The following is a 15,627-nucleotide window of genomic DNA, read 5'->3' as shown; positions in this document are numbered from 1 at the left end:
CGCGCGCTGCCTGCAGAAGAGGGCCTGTCGCTGGGAGATCGTTTCTACCTTGCCCTCGCCAAACGCGAGCGCGTTCCCGCCTATCCCGCCGATCAGGCATGGAAGAAGGTGGCCGACGCCGCCAAAGTGAAAGTGACGGTCATTCGTTGATATGAGTACGCCTTCCTCGCCGACCGCCCCCGACCCGACGGCGTTTGTGGCAGCGATGCTCAATCTGCCGGATACCGGCAGCAAAGGGTTTGAGGGCTTCGTGCGCGATTGCCTTGAGGAGTTTCTGGGTCAGAGCTTCCGGCTCATGAAGTCGGGACACCAGCACGGGATGGATGGCGCGAACGACGCGCCCGCCAATGGCCTGGCGATCGGCTTCGAAGGCAAGAAATACGGTTCCAATAGCAACGTTTCGGTGGCCGAGGTCCAACGCAAGATATCGGACGCTGCGGTCAACATAGATGCGTTGGACCTCTGGATCCTCGCGACCACCACCCACATCACCCGGACCGACCTCGCCAAATTTCGCGAAGTCGGCGCTGAACGTGGCATACAGGTCGAGGTTCTTGACCCCTCGGGGCGCGAGGATCGACCGAGTTCGCTGGCACTGCTGGCTGCGTCCGCCCCCAATGCCGTCAAAGCCCATCTTGGCGAAGCCCCAGCGATAACCGGTTATCTTGCTGCGATCGCGGCGGACGACGACTTCGAGGCAGACTGCGCCCGCGTCTTCGAGCCGTTCCGGCGGGACGACGTCGGCTATGCGTCGACAAGGATCGCCGGCGCACGCTGGCTCAAAGAGGCCTTCGAGAATGATCGCGTCGCGATCACACAGCTTCAATGCTACGGCGGTCTCGATGCACCCGGCACGATCCGGGTCGCGCGCGCGGGCCCCAGTGCCGCATTCGAGCAGTGGTGGACGATGGGTCCCCTCCTTCCTCTTGTGGTGCTGGGCGCCGAGGGCGTCGGCAAGACCTGGAGCTTCCTGGCCTGGTGGCAGGAGAAAATGGCAGCGTCCCCCGATACGCTTCCGCTCACGATCGTGCTGCCTGCGCGCGGTCTTGTCGCCCCGCCCCTTATGCCCCCGCACCGGTTCCTCGCCAAAATTATCGCGCAGCGCGTTCCGGGCCATGACGAAGATTTCTGGGAGCGCAGAATACAGCTCTGGACCAGAGCACCCGCTCAGGCGCCGCGTATCCTGCTCGTGATCGATGGCCTCAACCAGGAGGTCAATTTTACCGACTGGCAAAAGGTGATTCAGCCATTGCAGGCTGGAGGCCTTGAGGGTCATGTTGCGATCGCCCTCACCTGTCGGAAGGAATATTGGGAGGACGACCTCAAGTCCCTCTCCAACCTACTGCCCCAGGCGTGGCCGGTGACGGTCGAGGACTTCACGGAGGCCGAACTCGACGAAATGCTGTCGCGCCACCGCGTTCCTCGCTCCGAGTTGACCGAAGAGCTCCTCAAGCTGATGGCGATCCCACGCTATTGCCAGCTGGCCATCCAGCAGCGCGAACACCTTCAGGCAAGCGGCGACATCACGATCGAGCGCCTGATCTACGAAGACTGGCGGCACCGCCTCAACCTCCATGGTTCAAACCTTACCCCGAGTTCCGAAGATTTTCATCAGTTCCTAGCTCAGGAGGGTAACCGGCTCCGCGCGGCCATCGAGGATGACGCCGATGCCGAATTGCACTTGACGCGCAAGGACATGATCGAGGCGCTTGGATCGGAAAGTGGAGCTGGCGAGCCTGCCCTTCGAACGGCACTCAGCGAGATTATTTCAGGCAACTGGGTGGACCGTGTGCCTGGGAGCGCGCACCGCTTTCGTCTCAAGAAAGATCGTGTGCCCTTGGCGCTGGCCCTCGCGCTCATCGCCGATCTGGACCAAGCAAGAGCAGGACGCGCGGATCGACTGGCGCAGTTCATGGAGCCGCTGCGCGGCACCGACCGGGGCGTCGATATCCTGCGCTGGGCAGTCACCGCTTCCCTTGTGCGCCAGAATGCTTCCGGCGAAACCTTCATGCTGTTGCTGCGCGACTGGTTCTTCCAGCAGAATTTCGGTCGGCATGATTTTGCCACGCTGAACCGATTGATCCCAGGTGCGCCAGAGCAGTTCCTGGATTTCGCCGAGCAGATTTGGCTTCGATACAATAGCTCTCTTCGTGACGAGAACATCTTCATCACGGCATTCGCGGACGCGGCCAAGTATCCGGTCTTCCGCGATGCACTGGCCAACCGCCTGTCCCGATGGCTCGGCTATTACTGGGTCGATGCCACCCGGCTCCGAATCGCAGAGCGGAAAGCAACCGAGGAGGACGCGCACGCTGCGACCACCGCGGCGCTGGAAGAGCGGTATCAACGCTGGTCGGCTGTGGAGGCGGCCCAGGCTCCCGCAATCAGCACGACGCTGCAGAAAGTTGAGATGCCCGAACGGAACGAGCGCGACTATAGCGGCTTGTCAGGGAGAGCGCTTGGCATTCTCTCCATGTTGCCACGACACCCCTTTCTGCCTGCTATATTGAGCTGGGCTGCCTCGCGTGCCATCAGCGAGGCGCTTGGCCCGTTTGACGCAATGGGATGGGTGCTGCGGATCAATCCTGTCGACGGCGAAGAGACGGCTGCTACGCTTCTGGGGCTGGCGCGCCGACTGATTGATAGCGGCGATGACGTCGGTCGCGACGTTGCCCGCCTTCTTCTCGACGGCCTCGCCTCGCCGGATGCAACCAAACTGCGGGCTGAGCTGCCTGCCGTGGAGCGGCGCACCTGGTTCGGGCTTCGTGCCACCGTCGATGAAGCAGGTGTGGCCCATTTGCCGGAGGTTGCGAGCGGCAGGACGGGGGACAAACCTCTCGAGCGGTTCATCGCGCTCAAGGAGCTGGCATTTGATCCGAACGTCACGCTGGCTCCAGAGGATCAGGAACTCCTGGTCGCCGCCGCCGAAGACACCGATGCGTCCGCCGTGTTCCTGAGCGCGATGGGGCAGGATTCAGCGGACTATGCCTTGCTGCACAGTGTGCCTGTGCTGGCGCGCTGGGCGCCCGACGCATTAACGGACTTGATACGGCGAATCTATGCCAGCGCCGAGACGCGCCTCGCTTCGAATGAAGGTGAAGGCGAGGAAACGCTCATCCGGCTGGCCAAGGAGATCGGGCGATACTGGCCGCTCCTCGATGCGGAAACCCACGAGATGTTCGCGCGATCCGTCGGCCCTATGCTGGAGCACTCGCTCCTCACCAGGGAGGACAGCGACTGGCTCCATGCCCAGATATCGCGTCTTGCAGGGAAAACAGCGGCGCAGCAGATCGCAATCTTCAAGAATGACCCCACGGCCCCTGTTTCTACACGGACGAAGTCGCAGTCTTCGCCACCCCTGTGGCGGCGGACTATGAGCTCATCCGGCCTTTGCTGGGTGGTGAGCATCGGCAGCATTGGATCTCTTACCTTGCCAGCGTCGGTCTGAGCGAAATGCCTTCCAGCCTCGCGGAAGACCTTGTTGCCGGCTTTGCGACCGACAGCGATGTTACCCGGCGGCTGTTCTTCCTGATCGCTCGACGCAGCAACCAACCCTCTCTCCTTCAGGCCCTGGTCGACACCGGCTGGAGCTGCGCTGCCGACACCGAAATCAATGAAGCGGCGAATGGGTCGCTCGCGTTGATTGCGGCCGCCAGACATTTCCCGGTGCCTGACCTCGACACGCGCATTGATCCGGTCGCCTGGGGCGCGCGAGTTCAAGATGAGCCCAACGATGAGGACGCGCTCGACCATTTCGAGGCGTTCGTCCTGGACACAATCGGCAAGCAATCGTTTCCTGACGGCTTTGGCAAGCAGGTTTCATGGCTTAACGCCAATGAGGGAATGCTCGTTCTGGCCGAACGGCGCGGCCCCGCGCTTGTTGCGGCCATCGATGCCCTGCTCGCGCGCGGCGCGGAACATGCGTTCGCGTTCGACAATTTCCCGGTCATGACCGCGCTACGCGCTTTGATGATGAAGCAGCCCGAAGAGGGCGCGAGAATCTGGTCAACGCTCTATCCTCATTACAAAGAGAGCAGCTGGACAAAGATGGACAGCTTTGAGAGCCTGCCCTTTTACAGCGACCGATCCGAGATGACCCGTCACTGCGAACAGGTTCTCGAAGATGCGAACACGGATCACGCGCTGGCTTCGGTCGCCCGGTGGGCGACAGAGGGCGGGCGGCTGGGGTGGCTCCTCGACCGGATGTTCGGTTGGTTGGAAAGCCCGCTCGCCGGCGACATCGCTCGAGCGTTCGATCTTGGCCGCTTCCTCGACCCTGGTCCCGATGCAGATGACTTCTGGCAGCGAGCGAGGGCGATCCAGACCTCTGGCTGGTTGCAGGAGACGCAGGACAAGGCAGAGGAAAGCTATCGCCGACGGACCGCCGCTGGTCACTGGCGTGACCGGTTCATGTCGGGCAACGACCCGGACAAGGCCTTTGCCTCCCTCACCCTCTTCCTTGCCTGCGCCGATGATCGGGCGATCACGTTGTTCGAGCGTGCAATCGCAGCGCGCGGGTTCGATGGGCTCCCGTTTGAAGAGATGGCGATCTGGCATGCGGCGCGCCGAGACCGAGACCGCGTCGAGAAAGAAGCGACGAAGAATCTGGATAAGCGGCTCTATTTCACCGATATCTGCAAGGAGACCCATGCACCCTGGCGTGCCAGGGCGCGCTCCCTTCCGGACTGAGAAAAGGCAGGCACCGAGGCGATGACAAGAGACCGAGCGGGATTCATCAATAGTTTAACGAAAAAACGTTGAAATAGCGATGAAAGGCTATATTTGTGGCTCGTAAGGAGCCCTTATGCTGTTCGAACTCGAAATTGAGAACTTCTTCTCGATCCGCGACAAGCAAGTTGTTGACCTGCGTGTGGCGGCAAACGCGCCGGATTTACCCGGCCGTCTCTCCCCGGTCTGGCCGGGCGCTTCTGATCGCGCGCCCAAGGTGGTGGCCATTTTCGGTCCGAACGCAGCTGGCAAGTCGACCATTTTGCGGGCGCTATCGTTTATCGCCTGGTTCGCGCGCGAAAGTTTCCAACTCTCGCCGACCGGTCGGCTCCCGTATGAGCGGTTCAACAGCGTGGAAGGACAATCAGCGCCAACCCGTCTGAGCCTGTCCTTTGGCGGTCACAGCGAACCAGAGGACGAGACTTCGCCCGCCTGCCGCTACACCTATTCGTTGGAGCTGGGCGGTTCGAACGCGGCCCAGCAGGTCGTGTCGGAAGCGCTGCACTATTGGCCTGAGCCTGCACGTCGAAAGGTGCGGCTGTTCGAGCGAAGCGCCGAGGGCAAAGTGGTGGCGGCCGGCGCATTCAAGCTAACCGGGTTTCGGCAAGCGCTGGAAAAGGTGTTGCGCCCCAATGCGAGCGTGATCTCGACGCTGGCCCAGCTGAAACATCCGATTGCTACCCAACTTTGGGAGGCGGCGAATACGATCTCATCGAACATCCTGATCGAGCGATCGGACGGCGTCGAAGAGCAGATGGTTCGACATTATGCAGACAACCCTGGTCTTGTCGAGGCGCTCAACCGCGAGATTGAACGCATCGATCTAGGCATCCGTACCATGCGGGTGGAAAGCGGGCCCAACGGGCCGGTAGCGCTTTTCACGCACGAGGGCCATGACGGTCCGATGCCGCTCGTACTCGAAAGCCATGGTACGAGGATGTTTCTGCGCCTGTACCCCTTCCTGCTTCGGGCTCTGGAAACCGGGGGAATTGCCGTGATGGACGAGCTGGACACGGCTATCCATCCGTTGATCCTTCCCGAAATCCTGCGCTGGTTCTATGACCCAAGCCGGAACCCGCACGACGCGCAGCTCTGGATGACCTGTCACAACGCGTCTCTCCTTGAAGAACTCATCAAAGAAGAGGTGCTGTTTTGCACCAAGTCACCGGACGGCAGGACGGAGGTTTACGCCTTACAGGACGTCCAGGCTGTGCGACGTGACGAGAATCATTACCGCAAATATCTTGGCGGCACCTACGGTGCCCTCCCGCAGATCGGATGAGCCGCCAGAAGCGCAAGGTCGTCCCGCAGCGCCGCCGTATTTTCGTGGGCTGCGAGGGCGAAAGCGAACAGGGCTATGTCGCGCTGCTGACCCGGCTTGCGGAGACGCAGCACCTCGCCGTGCATCTCGATGCTGTCCTGCTACAACCGGGCGGTGGAGACCCCTCGTCACTCGTGGACCTGGCGATCAAACGTGCCGCTGAACGGGAAAAGCGCCACGGGGCGTTCGAGGGGCGCTTCATTCTGCTTGATGATGACAAGCTGGGCATCAGCCCTGACCGGGACGCCCGCATCGCTCCTGCGGCCAACAAGGCCGGCCTGGGTTTGATCTGGCAGCACACTTGCCATGAGGCTTTGCTTCTTCGGCACCTCGATGGCTGCGCGCAGCGGCGGCCCGGCAGCACCAACCTTGCGATCGCTGCGCTTTCGCAGGCTTGGCCTGGCTATCGTAAGGGTATGCCGGCGGTGCGGCTTGCAGACCGGATCGACCATGAGGCGATCGCACGAGCAGCAGCGGTTGAAGGGGCCCTCGCTGGCCTTCTTGCCAAAATCGGCCTTATCGAGGCCTAATTACTTTTAGCAGAAAGGAACTTCGATGAATAATGCTGAACTGGCAGACGCCCTCGCGCGGCTAATGGCTTGACGAAGGCAGACGCGCGCAAGGCGGTCGACGCCGTTTTCGCCGCCATCACCGACGCGGCAGCCAACGACGAAGAAATCGCGATCAATGACTTCGGGAAATTCAAGGTGAAGCCCCCCCCCGAGCGTGAGGGCCGTAATCCTTCCACCGGCACAACCATCACTATTGCCGCAGCCAAGAAGCTCGGCTTCACGCCGGCCAAGACTGTCAAGGATCGCCTGAACGGCTGATTTAGTGCGAAGGGAGGCGGAGCTCCCCCTCCTTGCCCCATTGATCGCTTACGCTCGCCTGATCACGAGCCCGGAAGCTCCTCATCGTCGGGTTCGAACCGCTCGGTTGCGACACATGTGTGAAGCTTTCCGTCGAAGCGGGCCTTCTTTCCCACCGCCACATAATCGCCGTAGAACCGGCAAAAGCCGTCTTTAGGCGGCATGGCCAACATCATGTCATGCCGTTGTTTGGTTTGAAGCGCCTGAACATCGATTTCAGCTATAGTTGGTTTCGACATTGGTTTTCCCCTTGCTGGCAAATCAAGGCACCGCGCGCACCGGAATGCTCAAGGCGCGTTCGGAGGATTCCTTCTGAAGGTTAATGAGCTGCTGGATGATCGTGACGATCTGCATCGACCGAAATCCGCTTTCTGGAATGCTGTAATCATGGTCCATGAACCGAACAGCGAGCAGCGCTGACCGGTCCCGCTTTTTCTCGACTTGAAACAGCGCAACCCTTTCTTTCTGCTCGCCGGCGCAGTTGGTCGTCCCATCGGCGCAGACAGCCAATGTGGGGGTAGCAAGCAGGCCCTGGTGCCTCACCATTTCGCCTACGGCGCGCAGCACCGCCTCCGGCGATCTGAACACCAGTTCTACAACCACTTTGGCCCTCTGCCTTTCGGCCACGCCATTTACGACCGTGCCTACCAGCGCGTAGTTATCGCCGAGATATTGCGCTTCGGCCTGATATTCTGAGGGTACCGCAAGTGCGGAGGCGGGTTGCGGCACTCCATCACAGCTTCGCAGGACCAGCTTGGGCATACGGCTCTTCGCGCCAGGCTTTACCACATAGACGGTCGCATCCGTTTTTCCGTCAGCGCTGATTCCTTCTGGATCGGACAAACCGAATTTTTCCCCATCAAACAGGGCCAGTTGCTCGAGGGTAATGCGGTCCTTGCCGGCCGCTGTGCTGAGATCCAGGCGGGAAATCGGGGCAATCTTGGTGGCCGAGCCGCGCATGTCTGCCACGTCGAGCGCGTTGCAATCGATGATGGCCTGGAATCGCGCGCGATCGCTGGCATCGTTCCGGATACTCGCGATTGCATCGCCAATTTTCTTATCTTTTACCGTCGGGTCCTCCCGATAAAGATCGATCCGTGCGATCAGGAGGTTGGCTATAAGATCTGCTTCGAACCCCTGATTTATGAGCATTTCGACGGTAGAGAATGGCACTGCCGACAGGATGCCCTGATAGAACTTCTGCTGGTCGAATACCTGGACGTCGAACGCGGTCCCAGAGTTGAGTTCACCGCCGATCTGGGGAGTGTAGACATCGACCCCTTCGGCAATCCCGCTGACGATTGAAGACGTGGAGGCGGGCGTAGTCACTACGCTATTGTTTGTTGTGAGCCCTGCCGGAGCCAGACTGGTGCCGGCAGTCGTTGCTGTGGAGAGGCTGTTGCCGCCGGTTTCGCTTTGGGTAAGGCCCGATCCCCGCAACTGGCCGTTCATGCTCCCAGTCGCTTTCATGGAGAGCGTTCCGGTAAACCGGCTAACGGATGTGAAATGCGTGGGCATTCCCTTGCTTGCCCGCAAGATATTCAGCATGGTCTGTTCATTGGCCATTGAAGCCAATGCTTCATTATACTCTACGCCAAATCGCTGGACATGGGTTGGAAATGCGCAACCGGATACCAAAAAGACACAGCTTAGCCCCAATACACCAAACTTCATCATGCCCCCCCCCTAATGCCACTGATGAAACCTTAATTTAGTATAAGGGATTAAGGCCGGCAAGCTAAATATACTGTCAGGCTATATCATAGTCACATCCAGATCATTGCTATATTGTCCGAAATGGATATTCATGAGGATCGATCCATTTCGGAAGTGTTTGCATCTGACTGATGGTGATAGCGATTTGCGTATTGCGGTAAAACTAACTCAACACTACCTCATGCATTGCCTGCAAAAAAACGTTTTTTCTATCGAGTATAAATAATTATTGCAAATTTCATCGCGCGATGATGATAAATTTATTTCGGTGTTGTCAATCGCCGTGTGATCCCCCACTTGGCTCGTTTAGTTGTGCAGAAAACGAGAGAAATGTGGACGCTATTGATTATGATCCCGATTATGACGGACGCACGGTCTTCTTGCCGGACGTTTCACTTTTCCGTCCCGGCGATATCGTTTTAACCTCCAGCGTGGAGTCGACGGATGAGCGCTCAAGGGGCATTTCCCAACGTATATGCGAAGCGACCGGAAGTCGTTTCAGCCACGCGCTAATATGCACGAGCCCGCCCACGCTTACTGAAGCTATCAGCGAAGGCGTAAGTTCATTATCTCTAGTCAACTGCTTCGCGCACGCGCTTGAAAACGTGCGCATTCTTCGTCATCGAAATGAAGGATTGGCGAGGAGGGCCGCTGCCTACGCGCAGCAGGGGATCGGACGCGAATACTCGTTTAGGCAAGCTATGCAAAGTCTGCGCTCTGACGATTCTGCTGTAGCAAAAATCAGCGATAACGGGACTTTCTGCTCGGCCTTCGTGGCCCAAGCTTTCCTAAAGGCGGGCGCGGACGAATTTTCCGGCGTGCCGATCGAAAAAACGACACCGGCAATCTTAGAGAGCCTAGATGGTCTAGTCGATGTTACAAATCAGGTCTTCCATGCAGAAATGGCGCCTAGAAACATCGAGCAGATGAGTGCCTTGGACGGTGACTATGCCCTGACGCCGTCGTCTCCACAGACAGAAATATTCCAACGATATGCAAAAGCTGTCCTTCCAATTGCAGAGCGTGTTTTAAAGGATTTTCCTGAAGCCGAGTTAGAGCGGCAGACGACCTACTTTGGCCTGCTGCTTATGATCCTTAGCGCTGACGCCGCTATCCAGAAGATTGACGACTCCCGCCGGGCTCAATTTTCATGCGCGATCGCGGAACTGGACACCGCGCTTGCCGCGCAACAGGCGGATGGTGCACTCAAAGCGCTGCATGCAAAGATGGTGGCGAGCGACACCGAGCAATTGCTACGGAACCTCCAAGAGACGTTCGCCGCAACCCCCGATATTGACGTCGCCGCGATGAAAAGCCTGTATAAAACTGGTGAGGAAGGGATTGCCCAAAGAAAGTTCGCGTTGAATTCCATGAAAATTGGGCAGGTTTGGCAATCCATCAAAGCGCATTGCGAAGTCCAGGAAGCGGGTATCTACTTTCTGATTCAGAGGCAGAAATTAATCGAGGAAGTTCTGAACAGGATGGGGTGTTCGCCGTCGGGTTGAGCAAGGGGGGGGCTTCGGACGGGAGTCATCCGCCTTATACCATACCTCTTAAATCTGACCCTCCGAGGGTATCAGGCTTGGCGCTGACTTGTTTCCCCATCGTAACCGGTAGGAGTTTTGCGATGGCCGCGCCAAGGATGTTGGCCAAGTCCGCCGCCTGCTCTCGATTGCGCCGAACGCATACGATTGATAATACCACGAGGATGCCAAGACAATTTCGCGAATTGAGTTTCCGAATTACGCGACAACGGAAATAGAAGCTCGACAGGAAGTGATTCAGGACGCTCCTTTAGCCATCGTGAGCGTCAGCTATCCTCGCAACGAAATTCCAAACCTGTCGTTCGCCAATCGGCCCATCGCGGCCACTGACGGCCCTCGAATTGACCAGCGCACTCACGCGGAGAGAAAAGCCGTCGCCTTTCAGTGTCGCTTCCCATTCGTCGAGACTAGCCGCAAAAAGGGCTTGGGCTTGCCCTGGGGCGGCCGCACCTCAGCCGCAGGTGCGCTTCTAGGCTCACTACAGCGGTTGCTTTTGGGCGAGCCGGACCTCGCTTTCCTCGTGGTTGCGCCATCGATCATGTCCGCCCAGTCCTGAAGCATGCGCCGCCGCGAGGAAATATAGAGCGCGCTGTTGTATGCCCCCCTCACCGAGTTGGTTTCCGAATGCGCCAGAGCCATCTCGATCCAATCGGAGCTGTAACCTTCCGTTTCGTTAGCCCAGGTCGATGCCAGTCCTCGGAAGCCGTGAACCGTCTGCCGGCGCCGATAACCCATGCGATAGCAGGCATAAATCATGGTGTTCTCGGAAATCGGCTGACCGGGCTTCGGACCGGGGAAGACGAACTCGCTTTCGCTTGCTGAGCGGCGACGGTGCAGCAGTGCGACGGCCTGCCTCGGCAAGGGTACGAGATGCTCGCGCCCCATCTTCATGCGTTCAGCCGGGACGCGCCAGAGAGGTTCGCTTCCCTCCAAATCCTCGAATTCATTCCATGCAGCGAATCGCACCTCACTCGTCCGCGCCCACGTCATCATGGTGAACATCAGGGCGTCGCGCGTAAGCGACTGGCAGCGCGGGTTCTCTTCGCCATCGTAGGAAGCGATGGCCCGCAGCAATTGGGGCAGTTCCTTGAGCGGAACACGAGACATGTGCTTAACACGCGGCCGAGGTTTGAGCGCTCCCGCAAGGTGAACCGAAGGATCGTCTTGCGCCCAGCCGTTGGCAATCGCGAAACGGAAGACCTGCCCCACGCATTGTTTGGCCCGGCGACTAATATCGAGAGCCCCACGCTCTTCAATCTTACGGATCATGGCCAGGATCTCGGGAGCGGTGATCTGGGTTATCGGCTTTGCGCCCAGCATCGGGAAGACGTCCCGCTCCATTCGACTCAGCACACGCCTGGCGTGCGCATCGTCCAGCCCCCCTTCTCTATTCGCGTGCCACTTGCGCGCCACTGTCTCGAAAGTGTTCGTCCTGACCTGGACCTCCGCAGCGATCTCGACGCCAGGATCGCGCCCCTCGGCGAGCAGCCCCCGCGCCACATCCCTGCGCGCACGGGCGACCGCGAGGGAGACCTCGGGGTACTTGCCGAAGCTCAGCAGCTTCTCCTTGCCCGCGAAGCGGTATTTCATCCGCCATAGCTTCGAGCCGTTGGGCTGGACGAGCACATGCAGCCCACCCCCGTCCGAAAGCTTGTAGGGGCGCGGCCGGACGGCCGCATATTTCACCTCGAGTTCCTTGAGTGCCATGTGGGGGTATCGCCGTTGTGGGGTATGCGGCGATGGTACCCCCAGATTCGGCGAAAATTCAAACCGACACCCCCAAACGCAGCCGAACGCGCTCGGACGTCGGCGCACGCGGACAACCGGGAAAAATAATTGATTTTAAAAAGAAAAAAGACGCTGCCGGCTTGTTCTGGACTAGCGCGGACAACGTCTGAAAATGGGGTATGGTAGCGGAGGAGGGACTCGAACCCCCGACACGCGGATTATGATTCCGCTGCTCTAACCAGCTGAGCTACTCCGCCATACCATGGTCGATACAACGTTCGACCTGATCTGGAACCCCGCGTCTGCGGGGCAGGTGCGTGCCTTTAGGGGGGCGTTTCCGATTGGTCAACACCGAAAAATGCAAATCAGCCATGAAATGTGACGAGCTTGAGCGGACGCCACAATCCCTTCTCCCAGGCGTAAAGGCCAAAGCCCCGGAAGCGGAACGAACGCGGCTGCAGCGTACCAGCCAGATCGCGCTGGAGGGCCTGTGCCTGCGCGGAGGAAACCTTGTTCTGGATGGTCACGTGGAGGCGTAGGGGCTGTGCGTCCTGACGGGTCAGGAGGCCATGCATGCGGGCCGCAATTTCGGCGTGCAGGTCGACCATTTCGGGCGAATCGAGCGCGATCGCCGTCCCGCCGCCCAATTTCATGAGGCCCGCCGTCCGGGCCTCGGGAGGGCGCCTGCGAGCAAGACTCTTGAGCACCTGGACCAGTTCGCCCTCAACCGAAGGCGGAAGCGCGTGGAACAGCGTGACGTGGGCACGCAGCCGGTTGCGTTCCGGGGGGAAATGGGCCTGGCGCAGGCCATCTGCCCAGGCGAGAACATCGGCCGGAAGTTCGGCGGTCACCAGCAAGGGAGCGCCGGGGGCACGATCGCGCGCCAGCTCTTCCCCACTGCGGTTCACCGGAGCGACGCCGGGCGAGCGGACACGCTGGCTACGAAGCGCAAACGGCCGATCAGATTTCGCCGCGCGCGCGCCGGATCGCGAACCATTTCTTCACGTTCTCGTTGTGCTGCGCGAGCGTGGAGGCGAAGACGTGCCCGCCCTTGCCATCGGCCACCATGTAGAGTGCGTCCGTATCTGCGGGATGGAGCACGGCCTCGATCGAGGCCTTGCCCGGATTGCAGATCGGGTACTTGGGCAGGCCGACCATGGTGTAAGTGTTGTAGTCGTTGATCGCCTGTATCTCGGACTGGCGAATGCGCCGGCCGAGTGGCTTGCCACGCGTGATCGGATAGATGATAGTCGGGTCCGCTTGGAGCAGCATCCCCTCGCGCAGCCGATTGGAATAGAGCCCCGCCACCACCGTGCGCTCTTCGGGCTTGGCGGTCTCCTTTTCGACGATCGATGCCAGAACGAGCGCTTCCTCGGGCGTCTTGACGACCAGGCCAGACGCGCGCTTGGCCCAGAGCTCCTTGAGCTCGCGGCTCATCGCCGCCTGCATCTGGCGCAGGACTTCTTCGCGCGTCTCGCCCTTCTGGATGTCGTACGTGGCCGGGAGGACCGAGCCTTCTTCCGGCACGGTGATCTCGCCCGTCAGCGCTTCCTGGGCCTTGAGACGGTCGTAGACCATCACCGAGGGCATGCCCTCCGGGATCATCACTTGGCGACGGATCACGTCGTCGCTGGTTATGATCGAGAGGACGCGCGAAGCGCTCGCGTGCGCGGGGATGGAAAATTCCCCGGCCTTGATCGAGCGCCCACCGCCGAACAGCCGCGCGCGAAAGGCGAAGCCGTCCGCCGAGGCGACGACACCCTTCTCTTCCAGCTTTTCGGACACCGACGAGAGGCTTGCCCCGCTCGGCACGATGAAGCTGGCGTCCTTCGCGAGCGGACCGGATCCATACCAGCCGCCCACGAAGTTCCAGCCCACGATCGCAACGACCAGGACGAGCGCCGCCAGAAGGGCATATGCGCGCCGCGACATCATCGAAACTGTGCCTCTCGCCGCGCGGGTCGTCAGTCGACCTTCTTCATGATCAGGCTGGCGTTGGTGCCACCAAATCCGAAGCTGTTGTTGAGCACCGCGCGCACTTCACGCTTGCGGGCCACCTTGGGCACCAGGTCGACGCCCTCACAGCCCTCCGACGGGTTGTCGAGGTTGAGCGTGGGAGGAACGATCTGGTCGCGCATGGCAAGGATGCAGAAGATCGATTCGACCGCACCCGCGCCGCCCAGGAGGTGACCGATGGCCGACTTGGTCGAGCTCATCGAGACACCGTCCATCGCCTCGCCGAACAGGCGGCGCACGGCGCCGAGTTCGATTGTGTCGGCCATGGTCGAGGTGCCGTGAGCATTGATGTAGTCGATGTCGGCCGGCGTCATGCCTGCCTTCTTGAGCGCGGCGGCCATCGAACGGTAGGCGCCGTCCATTTCCGGATCGGGAGCGGTCACGTGGTAGGCATCGCCCGAAAGACCGTAGCCGACGACTTCGGCATAGATCTTCGCGCCGCGCGCCTTGGCGTGCTCGTATTCCTCGAGCACGAGGACGCCAGCGCCCTCACCCATCACGAAGCCGTCGCGGTCCTTGTCGTAGGGACGGCTCGCCTCTTCGGGACGGTCATTGTAGCTGCAGTTGAGCGCGCGCGCCTGCGCGAAGCCGGCAATGCCGATCGGACAGATTGTGCTTTCCGCACCGCCCGCCAGCATGATGTCGGCATCGTCGTCCTTGATCATGCGCGCGGCGTCGCCGATCGAGTGCGCGCCGGTCGAGCACGCGGTGACGACCGCGTGGTTCGGGCCCTTGAGGCCGTACTTGATCGAGACCTGGCCCGAGATGAGGTTGATCAGGCGCCCGTGCACGAAGTGCGGGCTGACGCGGCCGGGGCCACGATTGGCGAGCACCAGCGATTCGCTCTCGATGCCAGGAAGGCCACCGATGCCCGAACCGATCGAGCAACCCGCGCGCAGCTTGGTCGCCTCGTCCATTTCGGTGAGGCCGGCGTCTTCGAGCGCCTGGCCCGCGGCATCGATGCCGAAGACGATGAAGGGGTCGACCTGGCGCTGGATCTTGGAATCGACGCGCTTGTTGGCATCGAAGCCGTACTCGTGATCGGCGGGCTTGACCTCGCAGGCGATCTGGCACTTCTGATCCGACGCATCGAACTTGGTGATCGGTCCGGCCCCGCTCTTGCTGGCCAGGATGTTCTTCCAGGTCGTTTCCACGTCAGCGCCCAGCGGGGTGACGAGGCCAAGTCCGGTTACGACGACACGACGCATTCTTACGTTCTCCGAAACGGCGACAGGCCCGCCCCCTTAGAGGTCGAGCCTGCCGAATTCAATCCAAATGCCCGCTCTCCGGCATCGTTCACCCCGAATTCGGGGCGACCGGAGGCTTGCGGGCGGGCCCGGATCAGCCCTTGTTCTCGTCGATGTACTTGATCGCATCCGAGACGGTGCTGATCTTCTCAGCCGCATCGTCGGGGATCTCGACGCCGAATTCTTCTTCGAACGCCATCACCAGCTCGACGATGTCGAGCGAGTCGGCACCCAGATCATCGATGAAGCTTGCATCTTCGGTGACCTTGTCGGCTTCCACACCGAGGTGCTCGACGACGATCTTCTTAACCCGATCGGCGGTATCGCTCATTTGTATAGACCCCTTCAGAAAGCGGAGGATTAATCTTTTCGCTTGCCGCCCTAGTGCGAAGGGCGAAGGCTGGCAAGTGCCGCCACAAGCATGGGCTTCGCACTTGTCCCAAGTCCGGCGCCATTGC

At 60.3% G+C, this 15,627-nt stretch carries 12 protein-coding genes, 1 tRNA gene and 1 pseudogene; 6 read left to right on the top strand and 8 right to left on the bottom strand.

Annotated elements, in window-relative coordinates; all coding sequences use genetic code 11:
* Positions 1 to 151 precede the first annotated feature (151 nt).
* The 5 genes and pseudogenes from HT136_RS06960 to HT136_RS06945 all read left to right on the top strand — a co-directional run bounded on the left by HT136_RS06960 (position 152) and on the right by HT136_RS06945 (position 6,879).
* Positions 152 to 3,448: an NACHT domain-containing protein gene (locus tag HT136_RS06960; RefSeq protein WP_246543434.1), complete on the top strand. Its 3,297-nt coding sequence runs from the start codon at positions 152 to 154 to the stop codon at positions 3,446 to 3,448.
* A gap of 5 nt (positions 3,449 to 3,453) precedes the next feature.
* Positions 3,454 to 4,689, top strand: coding sequence for a hypothetical protein (locus HT136_RS26225; protein WP_246543433.1), 1,236 nt, complete (start codon positions 3,454 to 3,456; stop codon positions 4,687 to 4,689).
* Positions 4,690 to 4,804: 115 nt separating this feature from the next.
* Entirely contained in the window at positions 4,805 to 6,010 is a 1,206-nt protein-coding gene (locus HT136_RS06955; protein ID WP_214198854.1) for an AAA family ATPase, read from the top strand.
* On the top strand, positions 6,007 to 6,579 hold the full coding sequence (locus HT136_RS06950) for an RloB domain-containing protein (RefSeq protein WP_214198853.1): 573 nt from the start codon (positions 6,007 to 6,009) through the stop codon (positions 6,577 to 6,579). The genes HT136_RS06955 and HT136_RS06950 overlap by 4 nt, the downstream gene beginning before the upstream one ends.
* Positions 6,580 to 6,604: 25 nt before the next feature.
* A pseudogene (locus HT136_RS06945) lies at positions 6,605 to 6,879 on the top strand (HU family DNA-binding protein).
* Positions 6,880 to 6,941: 62 nt separating this feature from the next.
* On the opposite strand, the gene HT136_RS06940 reads toward HT136_RS06945, so the two are convergent.
* Together HT136_RS06940 and HT136_RS06935 are read right to left on the bottom strand one after the other, a co-directional pair.
* The gene (locus tag HT136_RS06940; RefSeq protein WP_214198852.1) at positions 6,942 to 7,157 is read right to left on the bottom strand and encodes a hypothetical protein; all 216 of its coding nucleotides are present in this window, start codon (positions 7,155 to 7,157) and stop codon (positions 6,942 to 6,944) included.
* Positions 7,158 to 7,179: 22 nt separating this feature from the next.
* Entirely contained in the window at positions 7,180 to 8,595 is a 1,416-nt protein-coding gene (locus HT136_RS06935) for a hypothetical protein (RefSeq protein WP_214198851.1), read from the bottom strand.
* 371 nt (positions 8,596 to 8,966) lie between these two features.
* On the opposite strand from HT136_RS06935, the gene HT136_RS06930 reads away from it, so the two are divergent.
* Positions 8,967 to 10,139, top strand: coding sequence for a hypothetical protein (locus tag HT136_RS06930; protein WP_214198850.1), 1,173 nt, complete (start codon positions 8,967 to 8,969; stop codon positions 10,137 to 10,139).
* Between the two features lie 420 nt (positions 10,140 to 10,559).
* Here HT136_RS06930 and HT136_RS06925 read toward each other — a convergent pair whose 3' ends face one another.
* The 6 genes from HT136_RS06925 to HT136_RS06900 form a co-directional block, all read right to left on the bottom strand.
* The gene (locus HT136_RS06925; protein WP_214198849.1) at positions 10,560 to 11,885 is read right to left on the bottom strand and encodes a tyrosine-type recombinase/integrase; all 1,326 of its coding nucleotides are present in this window, start codon (positions 11,883 to 11,885) and stop codon (positions 10,560 to 10,562) included.
* A gap of 201 nt (positions 11,886 to 12,086) precedes the next feature.
* A tRNA-Met gene (locus HT136_RS06920) sits at positions 12,087 to 12,163 on the bottom strand.
* 108 nt (positions 12,164 to 12,271) lie between these two features.
* Positions 12,272 to 12,814 carry a 2'-5' RNA ligase family protein gene (locus HT136_RS06915; protein ID WP_343222127.1) on the bottom strand — a complete coding sequence of 181 codons (543 nt, stop codon included), beginning with the start codon at positions 12,812 to 12,814 and terminating at the stop codon, positions 12,272 to 12,274.
* Positions 12,815 to 12,866: 52 nt separating this feature from the next.
* Entirely contained in the window at positions 12,867 to 13,841 is a 975-nt protein-coding gene (gene mltG / locus HT136_RS06910) for an endolytic transglycosylase MltG (protein WP_214198848.1), read from the bottom strand.
* Between the two features lie 29 nt (positions 13,842 to 13,870).
* Positions 13,871 to 15,130, bottom strand: a complete 1,260-nt coding sequence (gene fabF / locus HT136_RS06905) for a beta-ketoacyl-ACP synthase II (RefSeq protein WP_214198847.1) — start codon at positions 15,128 to 15,130, stop codon at positions 13,871 to 13,873.
* 133 nt (positions 15,131 to 15,263) lie between these two features.
* Positions 15,264 to 15,500 carry an acyl carrier protein gene (locus HT136_RS06900; protein WP_028657713.1) on the bottom strand — a complete coding sequence of 79 codons (237 nt, stop codon included), beginning with the start codon at positions 15,498 to 15,500 and terminating at the stop codon, positions 15,264 to 15,266.
* Positions 15,501 to 15,627 lie beyond the last annotated feature (127 nt).

It is taken from the genome of Novosphingobium profundi (genome assembly GCF_018491765.1).
Classification (GTDB): Bacteria; Pseudomonadota; Alphaproteobacteria; order Sphingomonadales; family Sphingomonadaceae; genus Novosphingobium; species Novosphingobium profundi.
The sequence above is the reverse complement of the archived record's forward strand: the minus strand, read 5'-3'. Positions and strand labels throughout refer to the sequence as shown.